This is a genomic window from Mesorhizobium sp., assembly GCF_041661565.1.
GTDB lineage: Bacteria > Pseudomonadota > Alphaproteobacteria > Rhizobiales > Rhizobiaceae > Mesorhizobium.
The window spans coordinates 1-14,903 of the sequence record NZ_JBAZUD010000128.1; the positions used below are offsets into that span (position 1 = coordinate 1).

19 protein-coding genes are annotated in these 14,903 nt (G+C 62.7%); 15 read left to right on the forward strand and 4 right to left on the reverse strand.

The genetic code is table 11. The features are described 5' to 3' along the window. The 3 genes from WC739_RS19735 to WC739_RS19745 form a co-directional block, all read left to right on the forward strand. Positions 1 to 359, forward strand: a 359-nt coding sequence (locus WC739_RS19735; protein WP_372954706.1) for a hypothetical protein, incomplete at its 5' end; no start/stop codon positions are given. 549 nt (positions 360 to 908) lie between these two features. Then, on the forward strand, positions 909 to 1,469 hold the full coding sequence (locus WC739_RS19740) for a hypothetical protein (protein WP_372954707.1): 561 nt from the start codon (positions 909 to 911) through the stop codon (positions 1,467 to 1,469). Between the two features lie 330 nt (positions 1,470 to 1,799). After that, a complete protein-coding gene (locus tag WC739_RS19745; protein ID WP_372954708.1) occupies positions 1,800 to 2,396 on the forward strand; it encodes a glutathione S-transferase family protein in 597 nt (198 codons plus the stop codon). A gap of 72 nt (positions 2,397 to 2,468) precedes the next feature. Here the strand turns inward: WC739_RS19745 and WC739_RS19750 are convergent, their stop codons facing one another. Then, on the reverse strand, positions 2,469 to 3,131 hold the full coding sequence (locus WC739_RS19750; RefSeq protein WP_372954709.1) for an outer membrane protein: 663 nt from the start codon (positions 3,129 to 3,131) through the stop codon (positions 2,469 to 2,471). A 413-nt stretch (positions 3,132 to 3,544) separates the two neighbouring features. Between WC739_RS19750 and WC739_RS19755 the strand changes: the two genes are divergently transcribed. The 5 genes from WC739_RS19755 (at position 3,545) to WC739_RS19775 (ending at position 7,865) form a co-directional block, all read left to right on the forward strand. Further along, entirely contained in the window at positions 3,545 to 4,309 is a 765-nt protein-coding gene (locus WC739_RS19755) for an SDR family oxidoreductase (protein ID WP_372954710.1), read from the forward strand. Next, positions 4,306 to 6,369: an excinuclease ABC subunit UvrC gene (uvrC, locus tag WC739_RS19760; protein ID WP_372954711.1), complete on the forward strand. Its 2,064-nt coding sequence runs from the start codon at positions 4,306 to 4,308 to the stop codon at positions 6,367 to 6,369. Before WC739_RS19755 ends, uvrC begins: the two co-directional genes overlap by 4 nt. A 160-nt stretch (positions 6,370 to 6,529) precedes the next feature. Next, a complete protein-coding gene (gene pgsA, locus WC739_RS19765; protein ID WP_372954712.1) occupies positions 6,530 to 7,126 on the forward strand; it encodes a CDP-diacylglycerol--glycerol-3-phosphate 3-phosphatidyltransferase in 597 nt (198 codons plus the stop codon). Between the two features lies 1 nt (position 7,127). Continuing rightward, positions 7,128 to 7,385 carry a molybdopterin converting factor subunit 1 gene (moaD, locus tag WC739_RS19770; RefSeq protein ID WP_372954713.1) on the forward strand — a complete coding sequence of 86 codons (258 nt, stop codon included), beginning with the start codon at positions 7,128 to 7,130 and terminating at the stop codon, positions 7,383 to 7,385. 3 nt (positions 7,386 to 7,388) lie between these two features. Beyond that, complete coding sequence (locus WC739_RS19775) at positions 7,389 to 7,865, forward strand: molybdenum cofactor biosynthesis protein MoaE (RefSeq protein ID WP_372954714.1); 477 nt, start codon at positions 7,389 to 7,391, stop codon at positions 7,863 to 7,865. A gap of 122 nt (positions 7,866 to 7,987) precedes the next feature. On the opposite strand, the gene ndk is transcribed toward WC739_RS19775, so the two are convergent. Next, positions 7,988 to 8,410, reverse strand: a complete 423-nt coding sequence (gene ndk / locus WC739_RS19780; protein WP_372954715.1) for a nucleoside-diphosphate kinase — start codon at positions 8,408 to 8,410, stop codon at positions 7,988 to 7,990. A 196-nt stretch (positions 8,411 to 8,606) separates the two neighbouring features. On the opposite strand from ndk, the gene WC739_RS19785 reads away from it, so the two are divergent. After that, positions 8,607 to 8,876 (forward strand): DUF2934 domain-containing protein, encoded by a 270-nt coding sequence (locus WC739_RS19785; protein ID WP_372954716.1) that lies wholly within the window; start codon positions 8,607 to 8,609, stop codon positions 8,874 to 8,876. A gap of 76 nt (positions 8,877 to 8,952) precedes the next feature. On the opposite strand, the gene WC739_RS19790 is transcribed toward WC739_RS19785, so the two are convergent. After that, positions 8,953 to 9,642 (reverse strand): glutathione S-transferase family protein, encoded by a 690-nt coding sequence (locus WC739_RS19790; RefSeq protein ID WP_372954717.1) that lies wholly within the window; start codon positions 9,640 to 9,642, stop codon positions 8,953 to 8,955. Positions 9,643 to 9,701: 59 nt separating this feature from the next. Here WC739_RS19790 and WC739_RS19795 point away from each other — a divergent pair, with 59 nt between their 5' ends. Continuing rightward, on the forward strand, positions 9,702 to 10,214 hold the full coding sequence (locus WC739_RS19795) for a DinB family protein (RefSeq protein WP_372954718.1): 513 nt from the start codon (positions 9,702 to 9,704) through the stop codon (positions 10,212 to 10,214). 46 nt (positions 10,215 to 10,260) lie between these two features. On the opposite strand, the gene WC739_RS19800 is transcribed toward WC739_RS19795, so the two are convergent. Next, complete coding sequence (locus WC739_RS19800; protein WP_372954719.1) at positions 10,261 to 11,202, reverse strand: LysR substrate-binding domain-containing protein; 942 nt, start codon at positions 11,200 to 11,202, stop codon at positions 10,261 to 10,263. 110 nt (positions 11,203 to 11,312) lie between these two features. Between WC739_RS19800 and WC739_RS19805 the strand changes: the two genes are divergently transcribed. The 5 genes from WC739_RS19805 to WC739_RS19825 all read left to right on the forward strand — a co-directional run. Next, complete coding sequence (locus WC739_RS19805) at positions 11,313 to 12,146, forward strand: hypothetical protein (protein ID WP_372954720.1); 834 nt, start codon at positions 11,313 to 11,315, stop codon at positions 12,144 to 12,146. 45 nt (positions 12,147 to 12,191) lie between these two features. Continuing rightward, a complete protein-coding gene (locus tag WC739_RS19810) occupies positions 12,192 to 13,124 on the forward strand; it encodes a DMT family transporter (protein WP_372954721.1) in 933 nt (310 codons plus the stop codon). Next, positions 13,117 to 13,320: a hypothetical protein gene (locus WC739_RS19815; protein ID WP_372954722.1), complete on the forward strand. Its 204-nt coding sequence runs from the start codon at positions 13,117 to 13,119 to the stop codon at positions 13,318 to 13,320. The genes WC739_RS19810 and WC739_RS19815 overlap by 8 nt, the downstream gene beginning before the upstream one ends. A 161-nt stretch (positions 13,321 to 13,481) precedes the next feature. After that, positions 13,482 to 13,934, forward strand: a complete 453-nt coding sequence (locus tag WC739_RS19820) for a MucR family transcriptional regulator (protein ID WP_372954723.1) — start codon at positions 13,482 to 13,484, stop codon at positions 13,932 to 13,934. A gap of 137 nt (positions 13,935 to 14,071) precedes the next feature. After that, a partial coding sequence (locus WC739_RS19825) for an ABC-F family ATP-binding cassette domain-containing protein (protein WP_372954724.1) occupies positions 14,072 to 14,903 on the forward strand: 832 nt, incomplete at its 3' end.

A 14,903-nucleotide genomic window follows, 5' to 3' on the forward strand; every position in this document is an offset into this window, starting at 1 on the left:
CCGATCTTCAGGTCTATTCCGATGAAGACAGCGGCGTCTGTGGCGAAGCCTGGGTGCTCAACAAGATCACCAGCCGCTTTTCCTATCAGGTGCATCACGTCCCGCATCTGCCGGACGTGCGGATCACCGACTTCCAGCGCATCCACCAGCACCGTTACCTACCGGCCAACGAGACCTGGCCGATCGGCCGCCGCTATTGCGGCGCCACCGTCAGCCTGTCGGACGGCCACGACCGGGCCATCTGGTACCTGATCGAAGAAGGGCAGGGCTTCGCCTCGGTCGGCGACAATGTCGAGTTCTGTGTTTCGGGCTTCGACCGCTGGATGGTCTATAACGGCAGCTGCCGCATCCTGCGCTGAACGCGGCCTCACGCTCGAAGGTCGTGCTGCCGGCGCCTGCGCGGGACGGCGTATGGTCGTTGCCGGCGTCGACGCAATAGCTCCATTTCCGCCTCGGCATGAACCCTTGGCCGCGCGCTCTGGTTCACCTGCACCCATCGATCGGCGCCGGTCAAGCCTCATGGCGAATACTCTGCCAGTAGGAGCGACTTGGCGGTCGAACTGCTTTCGCAATGTAGATCGTCTGATTGCGAAAGATGATCGGGCCGAGGAAGCAGAAGCGCATGATATTCACAACCGACGATCAAGGCGTGAAGCTGCCGGCTGATCTTGCGAACTGGCGGAAAGTTCGGCATGGCCGGATGCGTGGAATGTTGATGGATGACTGATGGCAACGGTCGAAGATCAACGGCGAATTCTGTGAGCGTTGGCATTTAAGGCTGCGGTCCGTAACCGAAATCTAATCAGGGAAAATCATGCCATTGCTTCGCTGGCTAGCAAGCCGCGAGTCAGATATGCATGTGCCCGCCGGGTCATTCACGGCCATCGGCGTAAAGCAAGGGGCATGATATGGCGAAGCAGTCGTCCAAGGCGCCGGCATCCAAGACACCGGCAAAGAAAGCACCTGTGAAAGCGGCTACGGCGAAGGTCGCGGCGGCAGTGAAGAAGGCGGCACCGGCAGCCAAGCCGAAGGCAGCAGCAGCCAAGACCGCGGCGAAGCCGGCGGCAAAGGCGGCCCCGGCCAACAAGCCAGCGGCTAAGGCAGCGGTGAAGCCGGTGGCGAAGGCGGCGGCGAAGCCGGCAGCAAAGGCAGCGCCAGCAAAGGCAGCGCCGGCGAAGGCAGCGGCAAAGGCAGCGCCGGTTAAGGCAGCGGCAAAGGCAGCGCCAGCCAAGGCGGCGGCAAAGCCGGCGGCGAAGGCAGCACCGGCCAAGAAGCCCGCCGCCAAAGCCGCCGCGAAACCCGCTGTCAAGACTGCAACGCCGGCGAAGGCAGCTGCAAAGCCGGTTGCCAAGCCAACACCGGCCAAGAAATCGGCGGCCGCGGCGGCGACGAAGCCCGCAGTGAAGAAAGCCGCGGCACCGAAGGCCAAGGCCGCACCGGCAAAGGCGAAGGCTCCGGCCAAGAAGTAGCACAGGTCTGGTCGGAGCACCGCGTGTCCTGCCGGGGGCGCGCGGACGGCCTTGGCACCTGCAGCGGGCGCTTGCCGTTCCGAAAACCGGATCGTTACCGGTCCATGCGCAAGAACGTGAGGGGACCAAGGTTTACAAAGTGAGGTGCCGGACAGGCTGCCTCGCTTGCCCGCGCGATGCGGGTCCTCTTTCATTCGCCCGCCGCATCAGCGGATGGACTGAAAGGCCGGAACCGAACGCCGCTTGTCTGGCCGTTGGTTTTTTGGTGCCTGGCCGTTGCCCGTCAGCCGTTCCCGGCCGACAATCCGACCGGCAAACAGGAAACCCATCATGCCCAGACTGCTCTACGCCTCGTCCTCTCCCTATAGCTCCAAGGTGCGCATGGCCGCGGCTTATGCCGGAATCGCCATCGAACTGGCTCCGGTCAAGACCGAGGAGAAGCCAACGGTGCTGATGGACGCCAACCCGCTGGGCAAAATCCCGGTGCTGGTGCTTGATGATCGCCGCTCCATCTATGACAGCCGGGTCATCACGCAGTACCTCAACCGCTTGTCGAAGAACGCGCTGTTTCCACGCAATCCCGACAAGCGCCTTGAGGCGGAAGTGCTGGAGGCGATGGCCGACGGCATTTGCGACTGCGCGTTGTCGATGGTTTACGAACGGCGCATGCGGCCGGAGGAAATGGTCTATCAGCCTTGGCTCGATCGCCAGTGGGCAAAGATCACGGCGGCACTCGATCTGCTGAACGCCAATCCGCCAAAGCTGCCCAGCAAGATCACCGCCGGCCAGATAGCGCTTCGCGCCTGTCTCGGTTATCTGGCGCTGCGCTTTGCCGGCAAATGGGAGAAGGGCCGCGCCAGGCTGACCAGATGGATCGCTCGCTTCGACCAGAAGTTTCCAGAGCTGAAAGCCTGTGTTCCGTCCTGATCGCTCCGCAAGCGATTGCCATAAAAAAGCCGGGCACGAGGCCCGGCTTTTTCGTGTCGTGGCTTGAACGACTTAGAATTTCATACCGACGCCGAAGGTGACGCGGTTGTCGGTGGCCTTGACCTTGCCGATGCCATCGAAGCTCTTGCTGCCGAAATCGGTATAACGATATTCGACGCGGCCGAACACATTGTCGGTGAGCTTGATGTCGGTACCGAGACCAGCAGTCCAGCCGATCATGGTAGCGCGGTCCGAGCCGTAGATGCTGTCTTCAACCTTGAGGCTGCGGCCGGCGACACCGCCAGTGCCATAGAGCAGAATTTCCGGGGTCACCGCGTAGCCGAGACGGGCACGCAGCGAACCTTCGAAGCCTGCTTTGGAATTGACGCCGGAATCATCGCCCTTGACGCCGTTGTAGCCGAGTTCGGCTTCACCGCCGTACACGATGTTCTCCTGCTGCCACTGGTAGCCGCCGAAGACGCTGCCGACGAAGCCCTTGGTACCAACATCAACGTTGTCGATACCGAGATCCTTCTCCTTGGTGTGGCCGCTGAAGCCATAACCAACGTTGATACCGGCATAGGGGCCGGCCCAGGATGCGACGGGCAGTTCAGCTATCGGCGCGGGTGCCGGCGGCTCTTCGGAAACGACGTCCGCGGCATAGGCAGTTCCAGTAAGGGCGAAGAGGCCCAGAGCTACGGCCAACGGCCGTGCAAATTTGAGGTCGGCTTGCATTGTTCTTTACTCCTTAAGCCACAGGACACAGGCTTGTTTCTCACGATCGCCATCAACCCGTCCGGGGGGTGAAACGGATCTGGCGTTCGTCGGTTCCAAATGTCGTGTTAAAATGCGGCTGAACCGAACCTGAACTTGGGTCATTCCCCGGCACGAATGAGGCGGAACCTTGACGTTGCATCTTCGCAACAGCGAGATGTCAGTAGCTGCATCATGCTGCGCTGCACACCGCTTGGTGCAAGGACTCCAGCGCCCTATATTCACTCGGTGATGTGCCGGCATGGGGCGACGCTGGAAGCGGAATTGGTCTCTTCGCCACAATCCTGCCCAAGGTGCGAACGCCATTTAACGCATGCGGGGCCATAATTCGTCGGCGTCGTGTTTTCCGGTCCAAAATTGAGGGTTGACAGCGAATGAGCAAAGCCACGGCCACAGCGCTTGTGACGGGCGGCGCGAAACGGATAGGCAGGGCGATTGTGGAGGATCTTGCCAGCCACGGTTTCGCAGTCGCTATTCACTGCAACCGCTCGCGTGACGAGGCCGAGGCGCTGGCTCACGCGATCGTGGTGGCCGGCGGCCACGCGGCGGTGGTCGCCGCAGACCTCACCGATATGGCCGCCGCCGGCGACTTGGTCGGCCAGGCGGAAGCCGCACTCGGACCCGTGTCCCTCCTTGTCAACAACGCATCCCTGTTCGAGAACGATTCGGTGATGGATTTCGACTGGAGGGCTTGGGACCGGCATTTTGCCATCCATGTGAAGGCGCCGGCGCTTCTTGCCCGGACCCTCGCCCGGGCGCTGCCCGACGGGCAGGAGGGCCTGATTGTCAACATCATCGACCAGCGCGTCTGGCGGCCGACGCCACGCTATTTCTCCTATGCGCTGTCGAAATCGACCTTATGGACGGCCACGCAGATGATGGCGCAGGCCCTGGGCCCGCGCATCCGCGTGAACGGCATCGGTCCGGGGCCGACACTGAAGAGCGCTCGCCAGGACGAAAGCGATTTTGCCGCGCAGGTCGATGGCTTGATCCTTGGGCGCGGCCCGCAACTGGCCGAGTTCGGCGCCACCATCCGTTATCTCTGGGAAGCGAGTTCGGTCACGGGCCAGATGATCGCGCTCGATGGCGGCCAGCATCTTGCATGGGAGACGCCCGATGTGACAGGCATGGCGGAATGAGTCCCACGGATCCCAAGAGCAGGCCACGCCAAGGCACCGACGACATGCCCCCCGATGTCGAATTGGACGCCGAGGATGAGGCGCTGGAAGAAATCGTCGAGCCCGTCGGCCCCGACGTCGCCTTCACCGCCATCGACTGGACGCCGCACGCCGGCGATGCCGAAGGCATGGTCGGCGCCGAGGTGATCCAGACGCTGGTCAAGCGGCTGCCCAATGCTCCCGGCGTCTACCGCATGATGAACGCCGCCGGCGACGTGCTCTATGTCGGCAAGGCGCGCAGCCTCAAGAAGCGCGTCACCAATTATGCGCAGGGCCGTTTCCACACCAATCGCATCGGCCGCATGGTGCGCGAGACGTCGACGATGGAGTTCGTCGTCACCCGCACCGAGATCGAAGCGCTGCTGCTCGAAGCCAACCTTATCAAGCGCTTGCGGCCGCGATTCAATGTACTGATGCGCGACGACAAGTCGTTCCCGTATATCCTTTTGACCGGCGATCACGTCTCGCCCGGCATCTACAAGCACCGCGGCGCGCGGTCGCGCAAAGGCGACTATTTCGGTCCCTTTGCTTCGGCCGGCGCGGTTGGCCGCACCATCAACTCGCTGCAGCGCGCATTCCTGCTGCGAAGCTGCACCAACTCCTTCTACGAGAACCGCACGCGCCCCTGCCTGCTGTATCAGATCAAGCGCTGCGCCGGTCCCTGCACCGGCGAGATCTCGCATGTCGAATACGCCGAACTGGTCAGCGAGGCGAAAGATTTTCTCTCCGGCCGCAGCCAGAAGGTGAAGACGGAGATATCGGCGGCGATGCAGCAGGCCTCGCAGGACCTCGATTTCGAACGCGCCGCCATCTATCGCGACCGGCTCGCGGCCCTGTCGCATGTGCAGAGCCATCAGGGCATCAATCCGGCGACCGTCGACGAGGCCGACGTATTCGCCATCCATCAGGAAGGCGGACAGGTCTGCATACAGGTGTTCTTCTTTCGCACCGGCCAGAACTGGGGCAACCGTGCCTACTTCCCCAAGGCTGATCCGGCGCTTGAGGCATCGGAGGTGCTGGGTTCGTTCCTGGCGCAGTTCTATGACGACAAGCCGACTCCGCGCGTCATTCTGCTGTCGCACGGCGTCGAGGATCAGGAATTGCTTGCCGAGGCGCTGTCGACGCGGGCCGGCCGCAAAGTCTCGATCTCGGTGCCGCAACGCGGCGAGAAGAAGGACCTGACCGACAACGCACTGCAAAATGCGCGCGAAGCGCTTGGCAGGCGGCTGGCCGAAACATCCACGCAAGGTCGTCTGCTTGCCGGCTTCGCCGAGACCTTCGGCCTGCCGAAGCCCCCGGTGCGCATCGAGGTCTACGACAACTCGCACATCATGGGCACCAATGCCGTGGGCGCCATGGTCGTCGCGGGGCCGGAAGGCTTCGTCAAGAACCAGTACCGCAAGTTCAACATCCGCTCGACCGAGATCACGCCGGGCGATGATTTCGGCATGATGCGCGAAGTTATGGAGCGGCGGTTTTCCCGGCTTCTCAAGGAGCATGGCGATGTCGCTGTTGCCGACGCCGCGGCCGTGGATGACGCCGAGGATGACATTTCCGGCGGCTTCCCGGCCTGGCCCGACGTTATCCTGATCGACGGCGGCCAAGGCCAGATGACGGCCGTGCGCAAGATCCTCTCGGATCTCGGCATCGAGGATCGCGTCGAGGCGATCGGCATCGCCAAGGGACAGGACCGAGACGCTGGCCGCGAGCGCTTCTTCGTCAGGGGCAGGGACTCGTTTTCGCTGCCGGTCCGCGATCCCGTGCTCTATTTCGTCCAGCGCCTGCGCGACGAGGTGCATCGTTTCGCCATCGGTTCGCATCGGGCGCGCCGCAAGAAGGAGATGGTCAAGAGCCCGCTCGACGAGATCAGTGGAATCGGCCCCGGCCGCAAGCGCGCGCTGCTGATGCATTTCGGCACCGCCAAGGCGGTCAGCCGGGCCGCCATCGAGGATCTCAGGAAGGTCGGCGGTATTTCCGAACAGGTCGCGAAACTGGTTTACAATCATTTTCACGAGAGTTGATGCATATCGCCCAAAAGTGTGTAGCGGTTGTGGGACGACGCCGTGCATCATGCCCTGGACGCGGGCTTACGGTATTTTTGGCTGGCCAATCGATTCTGGCCTGTTGACCCCCCACATTCGCTTCTGATTTGAGTAGGCAGGCAGAAAGAGTTCCCCCGACATGGCCAAGCGCGCATTCAACCTGCCCAACATGCTCACCTACGCCCGCATCGTCGCGGTGCCGCTGGTGGTGCTGTGCTTCTTCCTCGAAGGACATTTGAAGTCCAGCGACTTCGCCCGCTGGTCGGCTCTGATCATATTCCTGCTCGCGAGCGTCACGGACTATTTGGACGGCTATCTGGCGCGCGCCTGGCAGCAGACGTCCAACATCGGCAAGATGCTCGACCCGATCGCCGACAAACTGCTGGTCGCAACCTGCCTGCTGCTGCTGGCCGCCGACACCGACAGCCATGCCGGCATTGCCGGGTGGTCGCTCTGGGCGGCGATCATCATCCTGTGCCGCGAGATCCTGGTCTCGGGCCTGCGCGAATATCTGGCGGCGCTCAAGGTTTCGGTGCCGGTAACGCAGCTGGCCAAGTGGAAGACCGCGATCCAGATGGTCGCCATCGCGTTCCTGCTGGCCGGCCCGGCCGGCGACAAGATATTCCCGCTGACGACACAGACCGGATTGGTCCTGCTGTGGATCGCGGCCCTGGTTACGCTCTACACCGGCTATGACTATTTCCGCGCCGGCCTCAAGCACATCATGGATGAGTGAGATGACCACCCGGCTCATCTACTTTGCCTGGGTGCGCGAGCGGATCGGCGTGCCCGAGGAGGATGTTGAACTGCCCGATGGCATCGACACCGTCGCCGATCTCCTGCGTTGGCTGAGGTCGCGCGGCGAGGAATACGAGCATGCGCTGCAGTATCCCGACGTGATACGCGTCGCCATCAATCAGGAGCATGTCGACCACCGCGAGAAGATATCAGGCGCTCGCGAGATCGCGCTGTTCCCGCCGATGACCGGGGGCTGACCCATGCCGGCCGCCCTGGTGCCGACGGTGCGGATCCAGCGCCCGGATTTCGACGTCGCCGCCGAGATTGCCGGCCTGGCACAAGGACGCGCCGACATCGGCGCCGTGGTGACATTCTCCGGTCTGTGCCGTGACGAGCAAGGCACGCTCTCGGCACTCGAACTGGAACACTATCCCGGCATGGCGGAGGCGGAAATCAAGCGCATCGCGGCGGAGGCGGTCACGCGCTGGCCGTTGCAGGGGCTCACCGTTATCCACCGACACGGCAAAATTCGGCCGGGTGAGAACATCGTTCTCGTGGTCGCCGCTTCGGCCCATCGCCAGGCGGCCTTCGAGGCGGCAGACTTCCTTATGGATTATCTCAAGTCGCGCGCGCCCTTCTGGAAGAAGGAGCATCGTGCCGACGGCTCCGAGGGCGGCTGGGTCGACGCCAAGGATACGGATGCTGACGCCGCGCGCCGCTGGCAATCATCCGAATAGGGCACGGGCGGGCCCGTCGAGGCCGGTCGCCGGCCGACACTCGGCCAGCAGACGGGCCGAGCATAAAGAAAAGGGCCGGCGCGGCGCGGCGGCCCCTCTCTTGTGATCCAGCAACCGTCGGCTCAGCCGACGACTTCGGTGTCCGAGAACCAGTACTTGATTTCCTGCGCGGCGGTCTCCGGTGCATCGGAACCGTGCACCGAGTTCTCGCCGATCGACAGCGCGTGCACCTTGCGGATGGTGCCTTCGGCGGCATTGGCCGGGTTGGTAGCGCCCATCACTTCGCGGTTGCGCGCTATGGCGTTTTCGCCTTCCAGGACCTGTACGACGGTCGGGGCCGACGACATGAACTCGACCAGTTCGCCGAAGAACGGACGATCCTTGTGAACGGCGTAGAACCCTTCGGCCTCGCGGCGGCTCATCCACACCCGGCGCGAAGCGATGACGCGCAGGCCGGCATCCTCGAGCATCTTGGTGATGGCGCCGGTGAGATTGCGCCGGGTCGCGTCCGGCTTGATCATGGAAAAGGTGCGTTCGATCGCCATGGGTCGTCCTTATGATGAGAATGGAATTCAGAGTGGCGGGCTCTATACAAGCCGCCCGGCCCATTGCCAAGGGGCGAGGAGCGCCCGCGAGGCGGACGGAAAGCCGCGTGCGGACGGCTGCACAGCCGTTCTTTGCTTGCTATAGTCGGGTGGTCGGCGCCACGCTGAAGTCGGCCCGAATGGAGACAACACGACCATGACAGACGATCGTCAGGAGCGCATTCGCAAGCGTGCGCACCAAATCTGGCAGGAAGAGGGGCAGCCGGCCGGCCAGCACGAGCGCCATTGGCGCCAGGCGGCGGAAGACGTCGACCGGGATAGTGCCGGGAAGCCGTCGAAAGCCAAGAAGGCACCCGCTGCCGGCAAGGCAAAAGCTGATTCCAAGCAGGAAAAGGCCGCCGCGAAAGCCAGCAAGCCCAAAGCCAGCAAAGCGAAGACTGGCAAGCCCAAGAAAGCCGCCAAATAGTTCCGGCCGCCCGCTCGCGGCCCGCAAGCGGACCGACGGGCCCGGGACTTCCGGGCAAGGCCCGGTCGTCGCGGCGTCACGCCGCGGCGACCTTTCGTCCCAGCCCGCCATGCAGGTCGAGGCAGCGGGCGAACCATTGTGCCACGACGTCATTGTCGTCGAGCAACGTGTAAGGCGTGGCTATGCGTGCCCATTGCAGGGCGCCGAACACGATGTAATCGGCGAACAGCGGCGATACGCCGCCGATGAACGGCTGCTGGACGAGCAGAGAACGCAGCGGCTCCAGGGCGGTCCGAAACGCTGTCAGACCGGCGTCTCGCGCGCTGGCGACGTCCTCCAGCCTCCTGCCAAAGCGCTGCTCCCGGCTTTGCCGGAAATACGCGGCGTTCTCCTCGTCCTGCATAGCGTAAAGGTCCAGGATCGCCGCGGTCGTCACATAGGGATGAATGGTCAGTTGTGACCACCGTTCGACGAAGCGCGCCATCGCCTTGCCGCCTTCGCCGCCAAACAGCGTCGGCAGGTCCGGATAGGCTTCGTCCAGATAGAGCGCGATGGCGAAGGAATCAGCGACCACCCTGTCGCCGTCGCGGATCACCGGAATGGTCTTCGAGACGCCGCCTTCGACGGCCGGAACCTCGAGAAAGCGGGTCGGAACGGTCGCCTGGTCGAGCCCCTTGTGGGCGAGCGACATCGCCACCTTCCAGCAATGCGGGCTGAACGGACGGTTGGCGTCGTGTCCGACGAGATCGTAGAGCAGAATGGTCATTGGCGTGCGCGTCCTCGCAGGTTAGTTAGCCCCATGTCGACGCGTGCCGAAGGGAAGCCATGAGACAGCATTTCATGATGTTCGCGGCCTATAATCAATGGGCCAACACTCGCATCTACGATGCCGCTGCCATGCTCGACGACGAGGAATACAACCGTGACGTCGGGGCTTTTTTCCGCTCGATGCTCGGCACGCTCAATCATCTGCTCGTGACCGATCGCATCTGGATGAAGCGCTTTACCGGAGAGGGCGACGCGCCGACGGCGCTGGATGCGGTCATGCATCGGGCTTTGCCAGTCCTGCGCATGACGCGAGAAGCCGAGGACCAGAGGATCATCGATTGGGTCGGCGGCCTGAGCGACAAGGCGCTGGCCGGCCGGTTCGCCTACATGACGGTCTCGGACATGCGCACCGTATCGCAAAGGCTGGCGCCCGCGCTCGCCCACCTTTTCAACCACCAGACGCATCACCGTGGCCAGGCGCATGCGATCCTGACGATGCTCGGCAAGCCAAGCGTGGGGCTGGACTTGGTAAGCTTCCAACGAACGCCCGAGGGCAGGCAGTACGCCTAGAGCAACCCGGGAAAAAGCGCGCCGGAGGCCACCGGTCCACGGACAGTCAGCCGCAGACCTCCTTGTTGAGTTGGGTCTGCGTCAAGGCCGCCTCCGCCATCACCCATTGCTTGAACAACTGCACCTTGCGTGCGCCGAGAGTCTTTGGCGGACAAACAAAATACCAGCCGGCCGTGTTCGGATGGTGGACGGCGAAAGGAGCCACCAGCCTTTCGGCGCGGATGTCGTTCGACATATAGGCGCGATTGGCGACGGCAAAACCCATTCCGGCATTGGCCGCCTCGTAGGACATCATGCACGAGTCGAAATAGATGCTCTTGGTTTCGCTGAGCACGAAGGTGGCGCCGGCGAAGCCAAGCCATGATTGCCAATTCTGGGTGCAGGTGTCGGAATGCAGCAGCGTGAAGTGCTTGAGGTCGTCGGGTGTCACCGTCGACAGCGGCTTGTCTCCGAGAACCTCATGGAACAGCTTCCGGCTGCACACCGGCGTCAGGTCCTCCCGAAACAGCAGGTCGGATGGCAGCCCATGAAAGTGGCCGTCGCCATAGCGGATCTCGAGATCGAAGTCGGATGTCGTGAACTCATGCGTCGCGTAGGAGGTCGAGACCCGCATCACGATATCGGGATATTGCTGCTGGAACAGCGGCAGCCGCGGAAACAGCCAGCGCGCCGCGAAGGTCGGCAGCACCGAAATCTTCAGCACATGCTCCTGCGACTGGCCGGTGGCCTCCATGCTGGCGGCGACGATCCGTTCCAGCGCTTCGCGAACGCGCGAGACGTAGGTCTCGCCTTCCGGGGTCAGTGAAACCGCGTTGCCACCACGCAGAAAGATCTTGAATCGAAGCTGATCCTCAAGGCTTTTCACGCGCTGGCTGACCGCCGAAGCGGTAATGAACTGTTCTTCGCCGGCACGCGTGAAATTACCGTGCCTGGCAGCACTTTCCACGATCTTCAGCGAATTGAGATTGACCTGACTGAGCAGACGCACGGTTTCGACCTTAAGCTGGGCTTACTCTAGCACCAGCATTCCTAATTTTACAGGGGTGGGTGAACTAATCGACTGTTAACCAAGTGTTGCCCCCGTCCTGGAGAAGTACAATGAACGCCCATACCATTCCCGAACTGCGCTATGCGATGAGCCGTGAAGCGATTATCGGCCACGAGACGGCTTGGAAAGTGTCGAGCTTCGGCGTCGCGCAGTTTCTTCATGGCTATGACGAGGCCCTGCTGGCCGCGATCGAGGAGGCCGCTCTCAAACTCAAGGCCAGCCATGCCGTGCACAAGCACCTCGATCTGACCTTCATCACCGGCGCCGACCGATTCATTCCCGAAATCAAGGAGCTGTTGCACGACAAGCTTCGCCTTGAGCGGCTGTCCGACATGATGGGCACCAAGCTGGAGCCGTATCCGCTCTCGATCGTCGGCTCGACCGTCACCTTCATGAATCCCAGGGACGGCGCCGTCGAATGGCATTGCGATGGCGTTCCGGTCACCGAACTCATTCCCCTGTCGATCAGCAACCCGCTGGTTGGCGGCCATCTTGAGATCTATTGCGATGATTCGGAGACCGGGCGCGCGATCCTCGAGTCCGGCCGTCAGATCCCGCGCAACCGGGTGATGCGCATCGACCACAAGATGAACTATGCCACGCTCGGCCAATTCCTTGGCGTGCTTCATCGCACGGCCCCGATCCAGTTCGGCGAGCGTGTCACGCTGGTGCTCAACCAGCGCTCCGTGGCGAAACCCTATGTCGACGACAACCGCATGTTCTATCTCGCCGCGGACAACGACCATGACCGCGAATGGGTCAACGAACTTGCCGAGGATGTCTGGACCAACCAGCTGCCGGCGTATCGACGGTACGAGACAGACCGTCCCATGCCGGCTGCTGTCGACGCGCCGGTCACTGGCATGGCCAGGGACACATGGTAAGCGACCCTACAGTCCAAAAAGGGGGAGCCGGTTTCCGGCCCGGTCATGGTCAAGCGCGGGGGTAGGGCCCTGAGCCGAATCTGCCGGCTCGGACCGCGTGGCCCGATATCGGCGCTGGGCTTCGCCGCCGGCGCGGTCGCCTTGTGGTCGAGCAATGCGCTGGTCGCCAAGGCCTTGTTGGCGAACCATCCGGTGTCGCAAGTTCAGTTCCTGCAATTCGCGGGAGCAGCGCTGGTTTTCGCCGTCATCCGTTTGGTCAGCCGCGATAGGGCGGCGGCGCCGATGGCAACCGGTGTCATGCTCGCCGCGACCGCGGTCGGCTTTGTCGGTCTGGTCGGCACCATGGTGCTGCAATATGTCGCCTTCGCTTCGATGCCGGTGATCGAAGCCAATCTGGTGGCTTACACCTGGCCCTTGATGATCGCCGCCGCGGTCATCGTCTTGGAACATCCGCGGCGCCCGGCACTGCTGGGACTGGCCGCCGTCTCGGGACTGGTCGGCGTCGCGCTGGTGATTTCAGGCGGGCGAGACCATCCCTGGTTCCAGGGGCATCCCTCCGGCTATCTCGCAGCGTTCGGCTCCGCGCTTTGCATGGCCTTCTACTCGGTCGTGGTCGGCAGGGTCGCCGTCTCGCCGGACCGGCTGTTGCTGCCGTCATCGCTGATAGGCGTCGCCTTGACGTTTCTTTGGTGCGCCTGGGATGGAGTCCCCTGGCCCACTGGCTGGGACCTGGCGCTCGCCCTCTATCTCGGCGCCGGTCCAATGGGGCTCGGTTACTATTTCTGGTCGCGCGCCCTGAAACTCGGAGGCGGCGGCAGGGTGGCGGTCGTCGCCTATCTCACGCCGATCGCCTCGACGCTGCTGCTGACCTTGTCGGGTGAACGGCTGACGATGACGGCGATCGCCGGAGCCGTCCTCGTCATCGGCAGCTGCATAGCGGTTGGTGTGGAACGTTCGGAGGCTGGAACTCATGTTTGACGACCATGACGACCTTGCCACGCGCGAAGCCCATTGGCTGATCAGGGAGTTCGGCGCCGAGGCGACGCTTCACGCCGCGATGAAGGCGCAAAAGGCAATACAGCAAAAGGATTTCGCCCGTTGCGCCCGGTGGAAACGTATTCTTGAGATACTGGCGGAGGGAAGGGCAGCCAACTCTGCTATTGCGAAGTATTAGATTTTCTAATTTGCATGAGCCCGATTTCCCGTCAAAACACTTCTGCCGAGTCTCGATTCCTTATTCAGGCTTGGCTGTCCGTTGGGGGACAAGGCCAAAAAGATACACCGACACAAGTCGTCTCAAAGTTAGATGACTTTGTCATAATCAAGGTGAAGTAATTGTCAAATATCGATGATAAAACTGTTATCGAGCTGACGGCGGATATTGTCTCTGCCTACGTCGGCAACAATCCGCTGCCGGCCTCCGGGCTGCCCGACTTGATCGCCAGCGTCAGCGCGTCGGTTAGAAAACTGGCCGGCACGGCCGTCACGGAAAGCCCTAGCCTGGTGCCTGCCGTGAACCCGAAAAAGTCGGTGTTTCCAGACTACATCATCTGTCTGGAGGACGGGAAGAAGTTCAAGTCGCTCAAGCGGCACCTGAGGACCGACTATGGCCTGAGCCCCGACGACTATCGGGCGAAATGGAGCCTGCCGCCGGACTATCCGATGGTAGCGCCGAACTATTCGGCGACACGATCGGCATTGGCAAAATCCACGGGACTGGGGCGCAAGCCGGCCGCGGAGCCGCTCGCCATTGCCAAGCCCACCAAGCGGGGCAAGGCAACTGCCTGACCGATTGCCCGGCCGATAGGGCAATCCCCTGAGCAACAAACTGACGGCGCCCTTGCGGGCGCCGTTTTCATGCCTTGCGCGGCCAACTGGCCAGCAAGGTCTTGCGAAGCGTCGGTGTCCGGTGCAAAAGCGCCACCATGCTAGTTATCTCTGACCTTTCGCTCCGCATGGCGGGACGCCTGCTTCTCGACCATGCCTCGCTGACCCTGCCGGCCGGCACCAAGGCTGGCCTGGTCGGCCGCAACGGCACCGGCAAGACGACGCTGTTCAAGGCCATCACCGGCGACCTCGCCTCCGAGACTGGCTCGATCAGCCTGCCCAAGAACACGCGCATCGGCCAGGTGGCGCAGGAAGCGCCGGGCACCGAGGACCCGCTGATCGAGATCGTGCTCAAGGCGGACCTTGAGCGCACGGCGCTTCTCGAAGAGGAGAAGACGGCGACCGACCCAAACCGCATCGCCGACATCCATATGCGGCTGGCCGACATCGACGCCCATTCGGCCGAGTCGCGCGCCGCCACAATCCTTGCCGGCCTTGGCTTCGATGATGCCGCGCAACGGCGCCCGGCCTCGTCCTTTTCCGGTGGCTGGCGCATGCGCGTAGCGCTTGCCGCCGTGCTGTTTTCCGAGCCCGATCTGCTGCTTCTCGACGAACCGACCAACTATCTCGATCTCGAAGGCACGTTGTGGCTGGAAAACTACGTGTCGAAATATCCGCACACCGTGCTTCTGATCTCGCACGATCGCGACCTGCTCAACCGCGCCGTCAACTCGATCGTCCATCTCGACCAGAAGAAGCTGACTTTCTGGCGTGGCGGCTATGACCAGTTCGCGCGCCAGTACGCCGAGCAGAAGGAATTGCAGGAGAAGGGCCGCGTCAAGCAGGAGGCCGCCCGCAAGCATATGGAATCCTTCGTCGAACGCTTCCGCGCCAAGGCCTCGAAGGCCAGGCAGGCGCAGTCGCGCATCA